This window comes from Mucilaginibacter gilvus (assembly GCF_004054195.1).
Classification (GTDB): Bacteria; Bacteroidota; Bacteroidia; order Sphingobacteriales; family Sphingobacteriaceae; genus Mucilaginibacter; species Mucilaginibacter gilvus.
In genome coordinates this window covers 522588-538816 of record NZ_SBIW01000002.1, presented here as the reverse complement: position 1 = coordinate 538816, position 16229 = coordinate 522588, and the positions used below count along the sequence as shown (strand labels likewise).

General features: G+C 46.3%; 19 protein-coding genes. 16 read left to right on the top strand and 3 right to left on the bottom strand.

The genetic code is table 11. From position 1 onward, the window contains the following. The first annotated feature begins 128 nt into the window (after window positions 1-128). Window positions 129-497, top strand: a complete 369-nt coding sequence (locus EPL05_RS05580; RefSeq protein WP_128532917.1) for a DUF4476 domain-containing protein — start codon at window positions 129-131, stop codon at window positions 495-497. A 521-nt stretch (window positions 498-1018) separates the two neighbouring features. Continuing rightward, the gene (locus EPL05_RS05575; protein WP_128532915.1) at window positions 1019-1840 is read left to right on the top strand and encodes an N-acetylmuramoyl-L-alanine amidase; all 822 of its coding nucleotides are present in this window, start codon (window positions 1019-1021) and stop codon (window positions 1838-1840) included. A 443-nt stretch (window positions 1841-2283) separates the two neighbouring features. Here EPL05_RS05575 and EPL05_RS05570 read toward each other — a convergent pair whose 3' ends face one another. Next, window positions 2284-3942 carry a glutamine--tRNA ligase/YqeY domain fusion protein gene (locus EPL05_RS05570; protein ID WP_128532913.1) on the bottom strand — a complete coding sequence of 553 codons (1659 nt, stop codon included), beginning with the start codon at window positions 3940-3942 and terminating at the stop codon, window positions 2284-2286. A 542-nt stretch (window positions 3943-4484) separates the two neighbouring features. Between EPL05_RS05570 and EPL05_RS05565 the strand changes: the two genes are divergently transcribed. The 13 genes from EPL05_RS05565 (at window position 4485) to EPL05_RS05505 (ending at window position 12919) form a co-directional block, all read left to right on the top strand. After that, a complete protein-coding gene (locus tag EPL05_RS05565) occupies window positions 4485-4907 on the top strand; it encodes a cobalamin B12-binding domain-containing protein (RefSeq protein ID WP_128533066.1) in 423 nt (140 codons plus the stop codon). Between the two features lie 10 nt (window positions 4908-4917). Next, window positions 4918-5700, top strand: a complete 783-nt coding sequence (locus EPL05_RS05560; protein WP_128532911.1) for an enoyl-CoA hydratase/isomerase family protein — start codon at window positions 4918-4920, stop codon at window positions 5698-5700. Window positions 5701-5960: 260 nt separating this feature from the next. Next, window positions 5961-6557, top strand: a complete 597-nt coding sequence (locus EPL05_RS05555) for a hypothetical protein (RefSeq protein ID WP_128532909.1) — start codon at window positions 5961-5963, stop codon at window positions 6555-6557. Between the two features lie 182 nt (window positions 6558-6739). Next, window positions 6740-7306, top strand: a complete 567-nt coding sequence (locus EPL05_RS05550; protein WP_128532907.1) for an outer membrane beta-barrel protein — start codon at window positions 6740-6742, stop codon at window positions 7304-7306. Window positions 7307-7479: 173 nt separating this feature from the next. Then, the gene (locus EPL05_RS05545; protein WP_128532905.1) at window positions 7480-8916 is read left to right on the top strand and encodes a sigma-54-dependent transcriptional regulator; all 1437 of its coding nucleotides are present in this window, start codon (window positions 7480-7482) and stop codon (window positions 8914-8916) included. A gap of 5 nt (window positions 8917-8921) precedes the next feature. Then, window positions 8922-9137: a hypothetical protein gene (locus EPL05_RS05540; protein WP_128532903.1), complete on the top strand. Its 216-nt coding sequence runs from the start codon at window positions 8922-8924 to the stop codon at window positions 9135-9137. Between the two features lie 77 nt (window positions 9138-9214). Then, window positions 9215-10258 (top strand): AI-2E family transporter, encoded by a 1044-nt coding sequence (locus EPL05_RS05535; protein WP_128532901.1) that lies wholly within the window; start codon window positions 9215-9217, stop codon window positions 10256-10258. 114 nt (window positions 10259-10372) lie between these two features. Next, on the top strand, window positions 10373-10639 hold the full coding sequence (locus EPL05_RS05530) for a YtxH domain-containing protein (RefSeq protein ID WP_128532899.1): 267 nt from the start codon (window positions 10373-10375) through the stop codon (window positions 10637-10639). 47 nt (window positions 10640-10686) lie between these two features. Continuing rightward, window positions 10687-11025, top strand: a complete 339-nt coding sequence (locus EPL05_RS05525; protein ID WP_128532897.1) for a phage holin family protein — start codon at window positions 10687-10689, stop codon at window positions 11023-11025. 3 nt (window positions 11026-11028) lie between these two features. After that, entirely contained in the window at window positions 11029-11463 is a 435-nt protein-coding gene (locus EPL05_RS05520) for a hypothetical protein (RefSeq protein WP_128532895.1), read from the top strand. Window positions 11464-11642: 179 nt separating this feature from the next. Next, window positions 11643-12203 (top strand): RNA polymerase sigma factor, encoded by a 561-nt coding sequence (locus EPL05_RS05515; protein ID WP_128532893.1) that lies wholly within the window; start codon window positions 11643-11645, stop codon window positions 12201-12203. Between the two features lie 14 nt (window positions 12204-12217). Then, window positions 12218-12628, top strand: coding sequence for a hypothetical protein (locus EPL05_RS05510; RefSeq protein WP_208394681.1), 411 nt, complete (start codon window positions 12218-12220; stop codon window positions 12626-12628). Between the two features lie 78 nt (window positions 12629-12706). Beyond that, a complete protein-coding gene (locus EPL05_RS05505; protein WP_128532891.1) occupies window positions 12707-12919 on the top strand; it encodes a hypothetical protein in 213 nt (70 codons plus the stop codon). A gap of 72 nt (window positions 12920-12991) precedes the next feature. Here EPL05_RS05505 and EPL05_RS05500 read toward each other — a convergent pair whose 3' ends face one another. Together EPL05_RS05500 and EPL05_RS05495 are read right to left on the bottom strand one after the other, a co-directional pair. After that, a complete protein-coding gene (locus EPL05_RS05500) occupies window positions 12992-13474 on the bottom strand; it encodes a DinB family protein (protein WP_128532889.1) in 483 nt (160 codons plus the stop codon). Between the two features lie 156 nt (window positions 13475-13630). Next, entirely contained in the window at window positions 13631-15181 is a 1551-nt protein-coding gene (locus tag EPL05_RS05495) for an NAD(P)/FAD-dependent oxidoreductase (RefSeq protein WP_128532887.1), read from the bottom strand. Between the two features lie 360 nt (window positions 15182-15541). Between EPL05_RS05495 and EPL05_RS05490 the strand changes: the two genes are divergently transcribed. Beyond that, entirely contained in the window at window positions 15542-16111 is a 570-nt protein-coding gene (locus EPL05_RS05490; RefSeq protein ID WP_128532885.1) for an RNA polymerase sigma factor, read from the top strand. Window positions 16112-16229: the final 118 nt, after the last annotated feature.

Below are 16229 nucleotides of genomic sequence, written 5' to 3'. Positions count from 1 at the left end.
GGCGTAAGGCCTGCAGGCGTATGAGCGGAAAGCCTGGGCCGCAGGCAACGCCCATAATTTTCTGTTTTGATGAGGAGCTTGCGGCCTGGCTTATATTTTGCTTATTTTAGCACAACAATGCATTAACCATGATGAAAAAACTAATGATAATTATCCTGCTGCTATCTGCTACCCTTGCCTTTGCGCAAAAGATACAGCACCCCAAACAAGCCATGACAGACGCGCAAGTAGCCACCATACTGGCCGACATGAAGAAAAAGGGCAGCGACGGCGAAAAGGTGCTGGCCCTCAGCGCCGGCGTTAAAGACAAAGGCATTAAGGTAGACCAGCTTGCCACTCTGCTTAACCAGTTCGGCACCGACCAAAGCAAACTCATCTGCGCCAAGTTTGCCTTACAATACACGGTAGACTATAAAAAGTACGACAAAATTCAGGACCTCTTCGGCGACGAAGAAAGCAAGCGTGAGCTGGAGGATTTTGTGAAGAAGAATAGGTAGGGGGGGAAGTAGTAGTGGCGGTGGCAGTTGCAGGAGCGGTTGTAGCTGCAGGGGTACTGCAGCGGTTGCAGGAGATTTGCTGTTGTGCCTTGTTAGGAGCGTAATGTGGTTTATTTACGTCAGTCTGCTCTTGGCCGCAGTGGCCCATTACTTTTGATGCACCAAAAGTAACAAAAGTGCTTTCAGCAATTAGGCTTCTTTGTCGCACAGGCCTTTCCCCAGCAAAGCGGGCATAACCAAGCCGAGAGTTTATTCACGGTTGTTTATTTTTAAGGTGTTCATGAGGTCGCTGCGCTAAGTTTTTCTTTGATTACTTTCTCTTTAGCGGAAAAAAAGAAAGTGACATCCACAGGCTTGGCATAACCCCCTATCTGCTCCTAACAAGGCGCAGGCCGAACGAGCCAAACCCACCACCATCTAATAAAGCACAAACCCCCTCCCTATAATATCCCTATATTGCCTCCCAATAAAACAGAAGTATCGGTTTGGTGGTTGCACCAATGATAATCAGATCAACTTTCATGAAAAATTACTACTTCCTACTCTTCGCCGTTATAATATTATCGTCATGTTCTAAAAAGATACTGCCTTATGCCGCTACCAATAAGGTGTACGCCACCCAAACTGATAGCCTTATTGCCGTGATACAAAAGCAGGACACCCTTACCCTTGCCGATAGCCTGGGCAAAGCCATCCCCAGCGAATGGGTGGGCACCGTAAATTTTAACCTGCGCAAGCCCAACTATGTAATTATCCACTATACGGCGCAGGATTCGCTGGCGCAAACCATTAAAACCTTCACGCTGGTAAAACCGCAGGTGAGCGCGCATTACGTGGTGAGTAAGGACGGCAAAATTGTACACATGCTAAACGATTACCTGCGTGCCTGGCATGCCGGCATCAGCAAATGGGGCAGCATTAGCGATATGAACAGCTGTTCGATAGGCATCGAACTGGATAATAACGGTAAGGAACCCTTCGCCCCGGCACAGGTGAAAAGCCTGCTTGCCCTGCTGGCGCAACTGAAAAAGGTGTACAACATCCCCACCAACAACTTCATTGGCCATGGCGACATTGCCCCTCCCCGCAAACCAGACCCTGGTGTGTTTTTCCCCTGGGCACAGCTGGCTAAAAAAGGCTTCGGTCAGTGGGCAGACGCAGCACAGCAACCCGCTCCCGAAAATTTTGATTACGCAACCGCATTAAGGTTGATTGGCTACGATACGAGTAACCTCCCCGCCGCCATCAGCGCCTTTAAACGCCACTTCGTCCAAACCGACGACCTGCCTGTACTAAGCTGCTGCGATATGGATGTGTTGTATAATGTGTATAGGAAGTATTGAGAAGCCTCACCTGCCCTCTCCAAAGGAGAGGGTTTTAAAATGCTTTTTTTTAAGTCCTCTCCTTTGGAGGGTAATAGCCTATCAGAAGACAGTGTTTATTAAATTTCATTACTGGTTATAATAAAAGTTTTAAGTTTTATGGTGACACTATTTTGGTGAAAATAATGTTAACCCTGCATTTTTTTATCTTATTGATTATCAGATGATTAAAAATTAAATATCGAAATTGTGTTAAGTTATGTTAACCCCAATCAAGCATGTTTATAATCAGTAAAATGGGGCAAAATTGAAACAATTCATAGAGGGCTTACAAAATTGAATATGCTGTCTTTTAATGGGCTATTACTCTTTGGGGAGGATTTAGGTGAGGCTTCTAATACTGGCACAAAAAAGCCCGCCTGATAAAATCAAACGGGCTGCTAAACTTTTCAAAGCCTTTTACCTTACTTCTTCACCCACCCATCCTTTAACGTCACCGTACGGTTAAACACCAGTTTATCGGCGGTGGAGGTTTTATCAAGCGTGAAATAACCTTTGCGCATAAACTGCACCGGGGTGCCAATTTTAGCGTTGGCAAGGTCGGCTTCTATGTAGGCTGCGGGCAGTACCTGCAGGCTGTTAGGGTTTATGTAATCTTTAAAATCCCCGTCCTCGCTGCTTGGGTCTTCCACCTGAAAGAGGCGGTCGTACAGGCGCACTTCAGCTGTTTTGCCGTGCTCTACGCTCACCCAGTGGATGGTGCCCTTAACGTTGATGCCGCTGGTATCGTTCCCACTTTGCGATTCGGGGATGTACGTACAATGGATCTCGGTGATGTTACCATCGGCAGCCTTAACCACACTTTCGCCTTTTACAATGTAAGCGTTCTTGAGGCGTACCATGCCGCCAATGCTCAGGCGGAAATATTTTTTAGCGGGCACTTCCATAAAGTCCTCGCGCTCAATCCAAATCTCACGGCCAAAATTAAACGCGCGACTGCCATCGCCGCCCTCAGCTTCCGGGTTATTCTCTCCGTGGAATAGCTCGGTTTTGCCTTCCTCGTAGTTAGTGATCACCAGCTTCACTGGGTCCAGCACAGCCATACGGCGCCAGGCGGTTTTGTTCAGGTCCTCGCGGATGCAGAATTCCAGCAAACCAACATCTATCATGTTCTCGCGTTTTGCAACACCAATACGCTCGCAAAACTCGCGGATGCTGGCAGGCGTGTAACCACGGCGGCGCAGGCCGCTAATAGTAGGCATACGTGGGTCGTCCCAGCCATCAACATGGCCATCTTCTACCAGTTGCAGTAGCTTGCGCTTGCTCATTACGGTGTAGTTCAGGTTCAGGCGGGCAAACTCGTATTGCTTGCTCGGGAACAGTTGCAGGCGCTCTATAAACCACTCGTACAGCGGGCGGTGGGGGATAAACTCAACCGTGCATATTGAGTGAGTGATCTCTTCAATGGCATCGCTTTGTCCGTGCGCAAAATCGTACATGGGGTAAATGCACCAGGCATCGCCGGTACGGTGATGGTGGGCATGTTTAATGCGGTACATCAAAGGGTCGCGCAGTTGCATGTTGGGCGCTGCAAGGTCAACCTTGGCACGTAATACTTTGGCGCCATCGGGGTATTTACCGGCTTTCATATCGGCAAACAAAACTAAGTTTTCCTCAACCGAACGGCTACGGAATTCGTTAGCAATACCAGGTTCAGTCGGCGTACCTTTTTGTACAGCAATTTCCTCGGCGGTACTATCATCAACGTAGGCAAGGTTTTGCTTAATCAGCTCAACGGCCAGGTCATATAATTTATCAAAATAGTCGGACGCGTAAAGCTCTTCGGCCCAGTCGAAACCCAGCCATTTTACATCTTCCTTAATGCTGTCAACGTATTCCACATCCTCTTTAACAGGGTTGGTATCATCAAAACGCAGGTTGGTTTTGCCGCCATATCGCTGTGCCAAACCAAAGTTTAAGCATATCGACTTCGCGTGCCCGATATGCAAATAACCGTTCGGCTCGGGTGGGAAGCGGGTTAACACCCTGCCATCGTTCTTCCCGGCAGCCAAATCCGCCTCAATAATTTCCTCTATAAAATTCAGTGATCTTTCTTCGCTCATGGTGTCTCTAACAGGCTGCAAAAGTACGGATAGACTACGCAGAATTTTGCACTACTGCACATATTTTCTGCACATATTTGCAGTAGAAGTAAAATGTAGGATTCAAGTTGCTGTTAAGATATAGCCAAACGATGAAGGAAAAGCTGTAGAGAAAACACTTTGAATCGGCCGAAGGCATTGCCATAATTGGTGAGTTTCTGAACCATGATTTAATTGATTATAAGGATTACGGGATAAAAAGGAATGTTCAGAAGAACCCAACGAAGCCCTCAAAAAACCGGCATCAGGAACGTTCGGGTGGCACAGGCCATAAATATCCACTAACTTTCACAGAACGTAACGTGGCCGGCACTTTTCTTTGGTTCGTTTCTTTTGGTGTCAAAAGAAATGAACATCCACAGGCTCGGCATAACTTATTGCCGCCCCTAACAGCGCACAACAGAACAATCAGCATAAACCTCTCCACCAACAAGCCACAACACAACAACGCCTCAATCAAAAACTATTTTACTACTTTTACCAACAACCAATCGGCATTTACCATGAGCGATACCCAATTCAACCGCCCCATTCGTGTTTTAGTAGCCAAGGTAGGGCTGGATGGGCACGACCGTGGCGCCCGTATCATAGCCACCACCCTGCGCGATGCCGGCATGGAAGTGATCTACACCGGCCTGCGCCAAACCCCCGAGATGGTGGTGAACACCGCCCTGCAGGAAGATGTGGACGCCATCGGCATCAGCATATTATCCGGTGCGCACATGACGGTTTTCCCTAAGGTAATGGCGCTTATTAAGCAAAAAGGCATGAGCGACGTACTGCTCACCGGTGGCGGCATTATCCCTGCCGATGACATGGCCGAACTCAAAAAAATAGGCGTAGGAGAACTCTTCCCACCCGGCACCAGTACCGCAGATATTGTAAAATACATCACCAACTGGGTACATGCCAATCGTAACTTTTAATACCAAAAGCATGGAATTTCAGAATTTATTGATAGGAAATAAAGGGCGCATCCAATACATTATCATCAACCGCGAAAGTAAGCTGAACGCCCTGAACAAGCAAACCCTTCAGGAATTGCATACCGCTCTTACCGATGCATTCGGCAATGCCCAAGTTGGCGGTGTCATCATCACCGGGGCAGGGACCAAAGCCTTTGTGGCCGGTGCCGATATTGCCGAATTTGTTGGCGTAGATGCCGAAGGCGGGCGCACAATAGCCCAAGAGGGCCAAACCCAGGTATTTGATATAATAGCTAACGGCAGCAAACCGGTAATAGCCGCGATAAACGGCTTCGCTTTAGGTGGCGGACTGGAATTGGCTTTGGCCTGCCATATCCGCATCGCAAGCGATAACGCTAAAATGGGCTTGCCAGAAGTTACGCTGGGCCTGATACCCGGTTACGGCGGCACGCAGCGCCTCACACAATTGGTTGGCCGCGGCAAAGCCTTGGAAATGATCATGACGGCAGATATGGCAAACGCTGCCCAGGCATTGCAATTCGGGCTGGTAAATCATGTTGTAACACAGGAAGAGTTGCTGCCCAAAGCAGAAGAGATCCTCAGTAAAATACTCACCCGTGCACCGCTGGCATTGGCATCGGCGATAAAGGCTATAAACGCAGCAAATACCGAATGTGTGAACGGCTATGCGGTAGAAATTGCCGAGTTTTCCAACTGCTTCGGCACCGAAGATTTTACCGAAGGTGTTGCCGCATTTTTGGGCAAAACAAAACCGGTATTCGAAGGAAAGTAGCCTTACGCGCTTTTTTTGGCTTTTTTCGACTAAAAACAACGAGATATGGTTCGATTTTGGCGACCTAAAATTTACCCAAAACTAGCCGTTGTATCCTAAGTTTACACTCTCCTGACCAAAACACTCATCTGGTCAAAAAATAAAATATTGTTAATCAATCGATTAAATTAACCTTACAATCGGATGAAAAACCATAGCTGATTTCATGCTTTACTTTGCCCTGTGCTAATAAGAAAGCACAGATTTAAATTTACAAGATCATGAAAAACGCACTAAAAATCACAACACTTGCATTAGCTTTCGCCGGATTATCATTTGCTGCAAAAGCTCAAACCACTACTACATCAACCACTACTTCAGGCGGCATACGCTACAGCATCGGTGTTGATGCTGGCATCCCAACAGGTACTTTTAACAATGGCTTCAAATGGAATTTAGGCGGTTCGGTACAGGCAGATATCCCGGTAGCTAACCAGTTGTTTTTTACCTTAAACGCGGGTTATAACAACGTATTTGGCGAAACCATTCACATAGCAGGCGGTAATACAAGTTCTACTCTTGAGGTTCCAAACCTGCAATTATTACCTGTTAAAGCCGGTTTAAAATTCTTCCCGGTAGCTAACTTCTACATCCAGGGCGAAGCAGGCGCTGCATTCCTGTTAAACAAATCAGATTTCTTTAACGATAAATCTGTAGCTTTTGTTTACGCTCCCCAAATTGGTGTACAGTTCCCGGTTAGCACAAGTGGCAACTTTATTGATGCCGGTGTGCGTTACGAGGGTACCACCAAATATAGCAGCGCGTCTGATGCCAGTAAAGTAAACTTTGTAGGCATACGTTTGGCTTACGGTTTCTAATATCGCCCTACATTTACAATCACCGAAAAACAATAAAAACGGGGAAGCTCAACGGCTTTCCCGTTTTTTGATTTTACTGGTTTAAATCCCAATAAAACGGTGCCATAATATTTAACAATTTGTTAATGCCTCGCTTTGTATCATTGCAGGCAGATTCCGCGTAAAGCAATAAATACTAAACCATGAAAACATTTACCCTCCTCTTTACCTTTGCCATCTTATCATTAACGGCTGTTGCTCAAAAAAACTTTCCGCAAAAACTGCAGTTTAGCATCGGTGCCGATATCGGCCTGCCTACCAGCGGCATAAAAGAATCACATTCGTTTATGCTGGGCGCCTCCGCGCAAGCGGGCATTAATTTAGCTAAGCCATTACAATTAACAGCCAATATTGGGTTTTTAAACTTTTTTGGTAAAACCGTAACCTACAACCTGCAGGATGCACCATCGTATGCTACATCGTCCGATTTGCAGGTGCTACCGATAAAGGCCGGTCTTCGGTATTTTTTAGAACCAAATTTTTATATTCAGGGAGATGCCGGCGTTGCCATCATCCTTAATAGGGCCGATCTTAGTTACGCCCACTCCAGCGCGTTTACTTATTCGCCGCAAATGGGGGTATTGTTTTCGGCAGGGGCAAAAAACTTTATAGACCTGGGCATCCGTTACCAGGCAACCGGTAAATACGATGCGGAAGACACTGCAAGCAAGTATAGCTTCCTGGGGCTGCGCGTAGCATATGGCTTTTAACTAAGGGGCAATAACAGAGCTTTTTAAAGGAGCGAGTCTGAACGGTGGGTAGGGGCCTTGGGCTATTAAAACTTATTCCAATTTTTTCGACAACATTTAATTAATTCGAAAAAATTGGCAAATATTTGTACCTTACCTACCTATTACGCTACCTGATAACTGTTTTTTCCTATATGAAAAAGATTCTCATCATTGATGACGAGGTTAACGTTGGGTTGTTACTTTCTAAGTTCTTAACACGCAACGGTTTCGATGTAGATACTGCCACAAACGGCGGCACGGGAATGGAGTGCCTGAAAAATAAAGATTACAACCTGGTGCTTTGCGATTTCAGGCTGGAGGATACCGATGGCCGCGAAATGCTTAAGAACATTAAGGCGCTTTACCCAAAAACGGGCGTAATTATTATCACGGGCTACTCTGATATTAAAATGGCGGTGGAGCTTATTAAAATGGGTGCCTACGATTACATCACCAAGCCCCTTTATCCCGATGAGATATTAAACACCATAAATAAAGCCATAGAAACGCAATATGCATTGCAGGAGATGGCCGCTAACGACTACAGTAGCGATAAACCGCAGAAAGAAAGCAAAAAGCAAATATTATCCGGCGAGTTTGTTGTAGGTACCAGCCGGGCCTCAAAAGAATTATTAAAACAGATAGAACTGGTTGCCCCTACTAATTACAGCGTTATCATACTGGGCGAGAGTGGTACGGGCAAGGAATCGGTTGCTAAAAGTATTCACCTAAACAGCCTGCGCGCTAACCAGCCATTTATAGCTATGGATTGCGGCTCGCTCACCAAAGAGCTTGCCGCGAGCGAGTTCTTCGGGCATGAAAAGGGCTCGTTCACCGGTGCTTTTGCAACCAAGATAGGCCACTTTGAAATGGCCAACGGTGGCACCCTGTTCTTAGATGAAGTGGGCAATCTATCCTACGAGATCCAGGCTGCGCTGCTGCGTACCGTTCAGGAGCGCAAAGTGAAGCGGATTGGCAGCACAAAAGAAATAGACCTTGATGTGCGCATTATTATAGCCACTAACGAGAATCTGCAGGATGGCATCACAAAAGGACGTTTCCGTGAGGACCTGTACCATCGTTTTAACGAATTTAGCATCCAGATGCCCCCGCTGCGCGATCGTGGTAACGATATTATGATGCTGGCGGAATATTTCCTAAAAATTGCTAATCGCGAACTGGATAGGAATGTAACCAGCTTTTCGCCAGAGGTGGTAGAGTGCTTTATGAATTACCGCTGGCCGGGTAACATCCGTGAGTTGAAGAACGTAGTGCGCCGTGCAACCTTACTTACCGAAGGAACCGAGGTGGGGATGAAAACCCTCCCGCTGGAGATCTCAAACTTTAAAGTAACCGCTTACGAATCGCATGGGAATAGCAGCCATAGCAACGGGGCGTCTTTCCAGGACCAATCCGAAGCAAAAGAGGCACCAAAGCATGACCTGAAAAACGCGGCGCTCGGTGCCGAGCACGACACCATACTGAAAGTACTGCGCGAGGTAAACTTTAATAAAACAAAGGCGGCCGAGATCCTGAATATCGACAGGAAAACCCTCTACAATAAAATGAAGGCCATCAACCTTAAATAATATTTATGGCAGCCACAACCGGCAACACGCCCGATGCTGACGCCCTTTTAATGCTGAAGCACGATATTAAAAATCAACTATCCAACATCCAGCTGGCTATAGAAGGGTTGCGATATGAGGTTGAAGACTTAGATGGCGACACCAGTTTGTATATTGAAAGTATGCTTGCAGCAGCACAAAAGATTGATAAATTGCTGGATATTATACAAACAGATATTTAATTTCATATAGGCCCTGTACTACTAAAACTTTTTAGGCTTTCTTTGTTTATATAGCATACTTAAGGCTTTTCACGGGCATGTCCATTTTCAACTACAAGCAGCGTAATAACATCGTATTGGTAAGCATCATTGTGCTTGGCTGTTTCTTGTTATACGCACTAAGCGAATTATTCAGTTCCATCCTCGGCGCTATTGTGCTGTTCACCATCTTCCGCCCGTTTTTTTTGTGGATGGTGGAGAAGAAGAGGCTCAACGCTACATTGTCGGCGCTCATCATTATCTTTATTTCGCTTATTGTTATTGTAATACCATTCCTTTCCCTAAGTATTATGGTGATAGGGAAAATTGGGAGTATTAATAAGGATGCTATTCATATAGACCAATGGACCGCTAAGATTGATGCCTTTACAGGCGCCAATTTAAACCAGCCGCATTTTGCTGAAGAGACACTGCAAAAGCTGGGAGCTTACGGTGCTGATTTGTTCCCATCAATATTGGGCAGTGCGGTAAGCATTATACTTACCTTATTGGTGATGTACTTTTTAATGTACTTTATGTTTACGCAAATGCGCGCGTTTGAAACCGGGTTGCTAAAATACGCGCCCTTTCGCGAGCAGCATGCGCTTAAATTTGCCCAGGCCCTGCGCGATTCCACCTTTTCCAACGTGCTGGGGCAAGGCATTATTGCCATAACTCAGGGCGTATTGTTGGCCATGGGCTTTTATGCGTTCGAGATCCCCGATGCTATATTTTGGGGTGTAATAGGTGTGTTCCTCTCGTTCTTGCCGGTAGTTGGTGCGCCTACCATGTGCATCCCCGCCAGTATCATATTTTTTGCAAGCGGGCACAATGTAAAAGGCATACTGCTGCTGGCTTATGGGTTACTGTTCATAGGCAACATTGATAATGTGCTGCGTGTTATTATCAATAAAAGGGTAGGCAATACACACCCCATCATTTCTGTGATCGGGGTTTTCATTGGGTTGCCGCTTTTTGGCATACTTGGCCTGGTTTTTGGGCCTGTGTTGCTGTCATATTTCTTATTATTGCTGGAGATATACGAAACAAACCGCCTTGCTGCCGACAGGCTGGAACGAATAAGAACCGGGGTAGATACGTAACAATAAAGCGCTCTTGAGCGTTATTAGTATATTGCAGAAATGCGTTTTAAACTATCGCAGCAAATAAATTTGATAATTAATAAAACAAATATTCAACTTAAAAATTAATATAATATGAACGATAACACAAAAGTGGTTGTCGCGCTGCTTGCAGGATTAGCAGCAGGAGCGGCACTTGGAATTTTATTTGCACCAGAAAGAGGTACAGAGACCCGTGACAAACTTTCCGATTCATTAAAGAGCCTGGGCGATACCTTAAAAGAAACCGCCTCTAACGAGATTGACAGGTTGTTGAACCTGAAAGATACGGTAGTAGAAAATATTAAAAGTAAAGTAAAATCTACCGAAGAAGAATACCAGGACGACCTGGAGCACGCATAAGTTTACCGTTTTCGGTTTAAGTAAGGCCCTAAACATTATCGCTATTTATGGAACCACAAAAAGAAGCAACACGCCCCATTATTGAACAGGCGCAGGAGTACGTTGAAACCCGCGTAAAGCTGTTAAAATTAGAAGTAATAGAACGCAGCACCGCTATTGTAGCCAACGTTGTGGTTGAGCTGACGGTGGTTGTCTTTTTTTTACTTACCTTTTTGTTTGCGAGTTTTACGCTGGCCCTCTTTCTTGGCGATGTAATGCACTCGTATTGGATGGGCTTTGGCTCGGTTGCAATATTATATATGCTGCTGGCTATAGTTTTGTTGGTTGCCAAAAAGCCAATAGAGCGCCCTATTGTTAACATATTGGTAAGAAAGCTATTTAAATAAGATATGGAAATCCTGATACAGAATGTAAACGACCTGAAAGCAGAAATAACGAGGCTGAAAAACCTGGAGGTTGAGAAAGCCGTGGCTTTAAAGCAACGTTTTAGCAGCCCGGCAGCTATTTTCTCTACAGCAATGACGCTATTCCCAAAATCGCCAACGGTTGACGGTGTTAAAAACGAGAGCTTTTTTAACCAGGATTTTTTAGGGTTGATATCAAGAATAGCCTTGCCGTTAACATTAAACAAAACTATATTTAAGCATTCGAATTTTTTGGTGAAAACGCTGGTAGGGATACTGTCTCAAAAGGCGTCACACTATATCAGCGAAGATGCGGTGAGCGGTGTTTGGGGTAAAGCTAAGGCGCTGTTTAACAAATTCGCAAAAAAGGAAGATGAAGAAGAAGAGCCCGTGCCTCCACAGGCATACGTGAAATATTAAATAAAACATTCAGGCCTTGTTGTGAAACACGGCTTTAGAGGGATAGGCTTTAAATAGCTTATCCCTTTTGTTTTTTATGACCCTGGGCGCATCGTCAAAAAAATAAAAAATAGTTTAAAATGTTTTTACGGCACAGTCGTCTTTATATTTAAACACTCATACAATTGCAAAGCGTAGTAATGCCCCAAGATAAAAACAGCCATATCATACACACTATTACAGCGTATGGTAAAAGCCTGTTGGGGTTTATCCGCAAACGGGTGAAAAGCGATGCCGATGCCGAGGACATTCTGCAGGATGTTTGGTACCAGTTTAGCAACGTGGTTAACTCGGAGCCGATAGAACAAACCAGCGCCTGGCTGTATCGTGTTGCGCGTAACAAGATACTGGATAAGCATAAAAAGCATACCGAGACCCTGCTGGATGATATGCTGGGCAACGATGCCAGGGATGACGATGATGCGCCGGACTTTAGCGACATTCTGCTCACCGAGGCCCGCACACCTGAAACCGAGTACGTACGCAACCTTTTTTGGGAACAGCTTTTTTTAGCGCTTGATGAATTGCCCGAGCTGCAGCGGCAGGTGTTCATTTGGCACGAACTGGACGATGTTCCTTTTGAAGAAATTGCAAAACGTACCGGCGAAAACATCAACACTTTGGTATCGCGTAAGCGTTATGCGGTGCTGCATTTACGTAAGCGTTTAAAGCAATTGTACGATGAAATTAATGATTATTGATAAAAACTATTAAAATGAATATAAAAAATAGAAAAAAACTATTCCTTATTCCGTTTGGAATAGCAGCGATATTAGCCCTGGTAAGTTACGTAGTAATGCAGCTGTGGAATCACCTGCTGCCAGAGATCTTACACGTGGGCGCCATTACCTTTTGGCAAGCCATGGGTATATTTATACTGAGCAAAATTCTCTTCGGTTTTGGTGGCAAAGGCGGGCCGGGTGGTGCCCCATGGATGCGCCGTAAGCAAATGATGGAAGAACGTTTTAGAGGCATGAGCCCCGAAGAACGCGACCATTTTAAAGCCCAATGGAAAGACCGCTGCGGCTGGGGAAGAAAAGGGGAAGGCTGGATGGGCAGAGATGCTTTTAAGGGCGATAAACCGGAAGCCCAATTTGAAACAAAGGAAGAAAAAAGTAAAGAGTAAGATCTCTAACGTCCTGCTGAGCTTGTTTCAGCGGGACGTTAGTTTATTAATTGAACATACACCTAAAACAACAAACCTATGGATGTGCTGATATTTAAAACAAGTGTTGCTACGCCGGGGCAGGCAAGCCGCTTACAACCATTGTTAAGCGCCCTGGCCGATATCAAACAATACACTTTCGACCTGGAGGATTGCGACCGGGTGCTTCGCATCGTAAGCAGTCGTATCGAGCCGCAAACCATCAACCACATCCTAAGAATAGCAGGCTTTAGTTGCGAGGAACTGAAATAGCTTTTGGCAGTTCACGGTTTGCTTAAGCTGCATTTATGCCTGCTCACCGTTATCTGTAAACTGCGAACATCCTCACCCAACTATCCTGTTCAGCAGCGCCAGTTGCCCGCTGTGGTAAACGTGGTGCTGTATCAAGCCTTCTACAAGCGCGCGGTAACTTACTCCCGTACCCAATTTGCGGTTGCGTTTATCATTGGTAGGCGCATTCCATTTATCTTCCGGGAAATCTTCTATTATTCCGCTCAGCGTAAGGTTGGCCAATTTAAAACTGTTGACAAGGTGCTGCCATTTTTGCTCATCGGGCAGGCCGGGGTCGGCCCAGTCGCCGCCTGCGGGTTCGCCAGCTGTTTGCCCCTGCATACGGGCCGTGGTTTCTAAAGTCCAGCCAAGCATGTGTAGTACGATGCCTGCTATATTATGCACCGAACCCGGCGGCGTTTCATAAGCCGCATCAAAGGAGATATTATCAATAATATCATACGTGTTCGGCCCATACCATGGGTCGCCACTGAGGATGCTTTGCAGAGATGCGTTTAGTTGTTGGGAAGTGCTCATATCCGTTCAACGAATGACAGGGCCTTTAGGTTTTTCTGAAAAGCAATGCCTGGGGTTTCATCGGCGCCGTTAGCCCATCTTTCTGTCCAAGCCGCTGGTAGAAGCGGCTTTCCCGCCAATCGGGTTTAGGTTTTAGCAGCCTTTCGCCAAGATAGGTTAAGCAAAAAACCTTGCCACCCCGTCCGCGCAATTCACCCCATCAATCGCGGCGGAGATAATCCCACCGGCATAACCCGCGCCTTCTCCGCATGGGAATAAACCCGCAACCTGCGGATGCTGGTAGGTTTCCCTGTCGCGTGGTACTTTGATGGGCGACGAGGTGCGCGATTCTACCCCAACTAATATGGCTTCGTTGGTATAATACCCTTTCATTTTGCGGCCAAAGGCAGGTAACGCTTTGCGCAGGCGGGCGTGGATCCAATCGGGCAGTACTTCAATTAAATCCACGCTTTTACAACCGGGGAGGTAGGAATTTACGGGCAGGTTGGCAGATACGCGTCGTTCTACAAAATCAACCATGCGCTGTGCCGGTGCTACCAGGTTACCGCCACCGGCTTTAAACGCCAGGTGCTCGGCTTTCTGTTGAAAATCCAGCATGCGGAACGGATCGGCCATATCGCCTTTTACATCTTCCATGTTGATCTGTACAACGGTGCCCGAATTGGCGAAAGGGTTATTTCGTTTGCTGGGGCTCCAGCCGTTCACTACAATTTCATCTGCAGCTGTAGCGCAGGGGGCTATGATGCCACCCGGGCACATGCAAAAAGAGAATACGCCGCGGTCGTCTACCTGTTCCACCAAGTTATAATAGGATGGGGGCAGGTCTGGTCCCCGGTATTCGCAATGATACTGGGCGCGGTCTATGATCTCCTGGGGATGTTCTATCCGTACACCGAGGGCGAACGGCTTGGCCTCTATCAAGATCCCCTGCGCGTGCAGCATCCGGAACATATCGTGCGCCGAGTGTCCGGTAGCCAGTATCACGGCATCGGCCATTAACTTTTCGCTGTTGGCTAACTGCACACCTTGCATCTTTCCAAATGATACCAATAGTGAAGTTACTTTAGTATCAAACAGTACCTCGCCACCTGCGTTCAGGATACTTTCGCGCATGGCGGTGATGATCTGCGGGAGCTTGTTGGTGCCAATGTGCGGGCGGGCATCCACCAAAATATCTTCGGTAGCGCCGTGGGCCACAAACGTTTTTAGTACGCCGGTAACATCGCCGCGCTTGGTGCTGCGGGTGTAAAGCTTCCCGTCAGAATAGGTACCGGCGCCGCCCTCACCAAAGCAATAGTTCGATTCCGGGTTTACCAATCCCTGTTTATTGATGTTGGCCAGGTCGCGCCGGCGTTGCTTCACATCCTTGCCGCGTTCTACGATGATAGGTTTTAAGCCTTGCCCGATGCATTGTAGCGCGGCAAACAAACCGGCAGGGCCTGCGCCTACTATAATAACCGGCTTGGCATCCTTTACATTTTTATATTGATGGTTGTAGATCTCGGGCGTGTATGGCTCGTCGATATAAATACTCAGCTGCATCCGGTAGAGTACCTTCCGGCCCCGCGCATCAATCGATCGCTTGAGTACCTTAAAGCCTTTTATCCTTTTCTGTGGGATATTAATAGCTGTGGATGCAAGAGCGGTTAAAACCGCTTCATCTTCCTGTTGCCCGGGCGGACAAACAATTTCTGCTTCTTTTATCATGTTGTTGCCGGGTTTTTATCCTGGATGGTACAAAGATAGTTTTTTCAGTTGGCAGTTTTCAGTTGGCGGTTTTCGATAGTCCCGTCTTTTCTTGGCGTATAACAGGTGTTTTGGCGGGACATTACCCCGTGAAAACACCCACTTTACAATTATTTAACACACTGTTGTATCACAACTATTTTCGCTTCCGGAAGGCTGTTTACTCAGTGTGAAGGGTACACAAAAAATAACGTACGCTAAAGAACGCTAACTGTACGGAAGCGAACAGTTTAAAATCGCCTATGAATTTAATATGCTTAAAATCAACTACTTGCAAAAATGGTTTAGTTTTGGCATATACCGAATCACGACAATATCACTATGACACCGAACACCGACACAAAATTAAGCAGCCTTTGGGAAGGATGCTTACGGAACGACAGAAAGCAACAGGAACAGTTGTATAAAATGCTTGCTCCTAAAATGCTTGCCGTATGTATGCGCTATGCAAAAGATAAAGATGAGGCCCAGGATATCCTGCAGGAAGGGTTTATTAAAATGTTTAAAAACATGAAAAACTACCGCGGCGAAGGCAGCCTGGAAGGGTGGATCCGCCGTATTATGGTACACAGTGCTATATCCCGCTATCGCAAAGCAAAAACGATGGTTTTGGTTGATGACTTTGCCGAGCAGAACATCCCGGTGAGTAACAGCTACAACGCCAACGGTTTAGAAGCACAGGAATTGATGCAAATGGTACAGGAGTTGCCAAAAACCTACCGCTCCGTATTTAATATGTACGCCATTGAAGGCTACTCGCACCAGGAAATAGGCAGCAGTTTGGGTATGTCGGAATTATTATCGCGCACCACCCTGCACCGTGCCCGTGCCATTTTAAAAGACAAGTTGAACAGCTTAGCAACAAGAGAGCGCCACTGCCTGGCAGGTTAACCAAATCCCCCGAAGATTAACTTGATATATGATTTATTGATTACCTGGCACGCCTGCAGGCATGATCAATAAATCAACATCAGCGGCAAATTCCTCCCAAGCCCTGGTAAATACAGTC

Coding starts and splice junctions, on each gene's coding strand:
- EPL05_RS05495 (WP_128532887.1), bottom strand. CDS start 15,181: ATGATAAAAGAAGCAGAAATTGTTTGTCCGCCCGGGCAACAGGAAGAT.
- EPL05_RS05560 (WP_128532911.1), top strand. CDS start 4,918: ATGGAATTTCAGAATTTATTGATAGGAAATAAAGGGCGCATCCAATAC.
- EPL05_RS05575 (WP_128532915.1), top strand. CDS start 1,019: ATGAAAAATTACTACTTCCTACTCTTCGCCGTTATAATATTATCGTCA.
- EPL05_RS05550 (WP_128532907.1), top strand. CDS start 6,740: ATGAAAACATTTACCCTCCTCTTTACCTTTGCCATCTTATCATTAACG.
- EPL05_RS05570 (WP_128532913.1), bottom strand. CDS start 3,942: ATGAGCGAAGAAAGATCACTGAATTTTATAGAGGAAATTATTGAGGCG.
- EPL05_RS05540 (WP_128532903.1), top strand. CDS start 8,922: ATGGCAGCCACAACCGGCAACACGCCCGATGCTGACGCCCTTTTAATG.
- EPL05_RS05535 (WP_128532901.1), top strand. CDS start 9,215: ATGTCCATTTTCAACTACAAGCAGCGTAATAACATCGTATTGGTAAGC.
- EPL05_RS05580 (WP_128532917.1), top strand. CDS start 129: ATGATGAAAAAACTAATGATAATTATCCTGCTGCTATCTGCTACCCTT.
- EPL05_RS05505 (WP_128532891.1), top strand. CDS start 12,707: ATGGATGTGCTGATATTTAAAACAAGTGTTGCTACGCCGGGGCAGGCA.
- EPL05_RS05545 (WP_128532905.1), top strand. CDS start 7,480: ATGAAAAAGATTCTCATCATTGATGACGAGGTTAACGTTGGGTTGTTA.
- EPL05_RS05565 (WP_128533066.1), top strand. CDS start 4,485: ATGAGCGATACCCAATTCAACCGCCCCATTCGTGTTTTAGTAGCCAAG.
- EPL05_RS05510 (WP_208394681.1), top strand. CDS start 12,218: ATGAATATAAAAAATAGAAAAAAACTATTCCTTATTCCGTTTGGAATA.
- EPL05_RS05500 (WP_128532889.1), bottom strand. CDS start 13,474: ATGAGCACTTCCCAACAACTAAACGCATCTCTGCAAAGCATCCTCAGT.
- EPL05_RS05520 (WP_128532895.1), top strand. CDS start 11,029: ATGGAAATCCTGATACAGAATGTAAACGACCTGAAAGCAGAAATAACG.
- EPL05_RS05555 (WP_128532909.1), top strand. CDS start 5,961: ATGAAAAACGCACTAAAAATCACAACACTTGCATTAGCTTTCGCCGGA.
- EPL05_RS05515 (WP_128532893.1), top strand. CDS start 11,643: ATGCCCCAAGATAAAAACAGCCATATCATACACACTATTACAGCGTAT.
- EPL05_RS05490 (WP_128532885.1), top strand. CDS start 15,542: ATGACACCGAACACCGACACAAAATTAAGCAGCCTTTGGGAAGGATGC.
- EPL05_RS05525 (WP_128532897.1), top strand. CDS start 10,687: ATGGAACCACAAAAAGAAGCAACACGCCCCATTATTGAACAGGCGCAG.
- EPL05_RS05530 (WP_128532899.1), top strand. CDS start 10,373: ATGAACGATAACACAAAAGTGGTTGTCGCGCTGCTTGCAGGATTAGCA.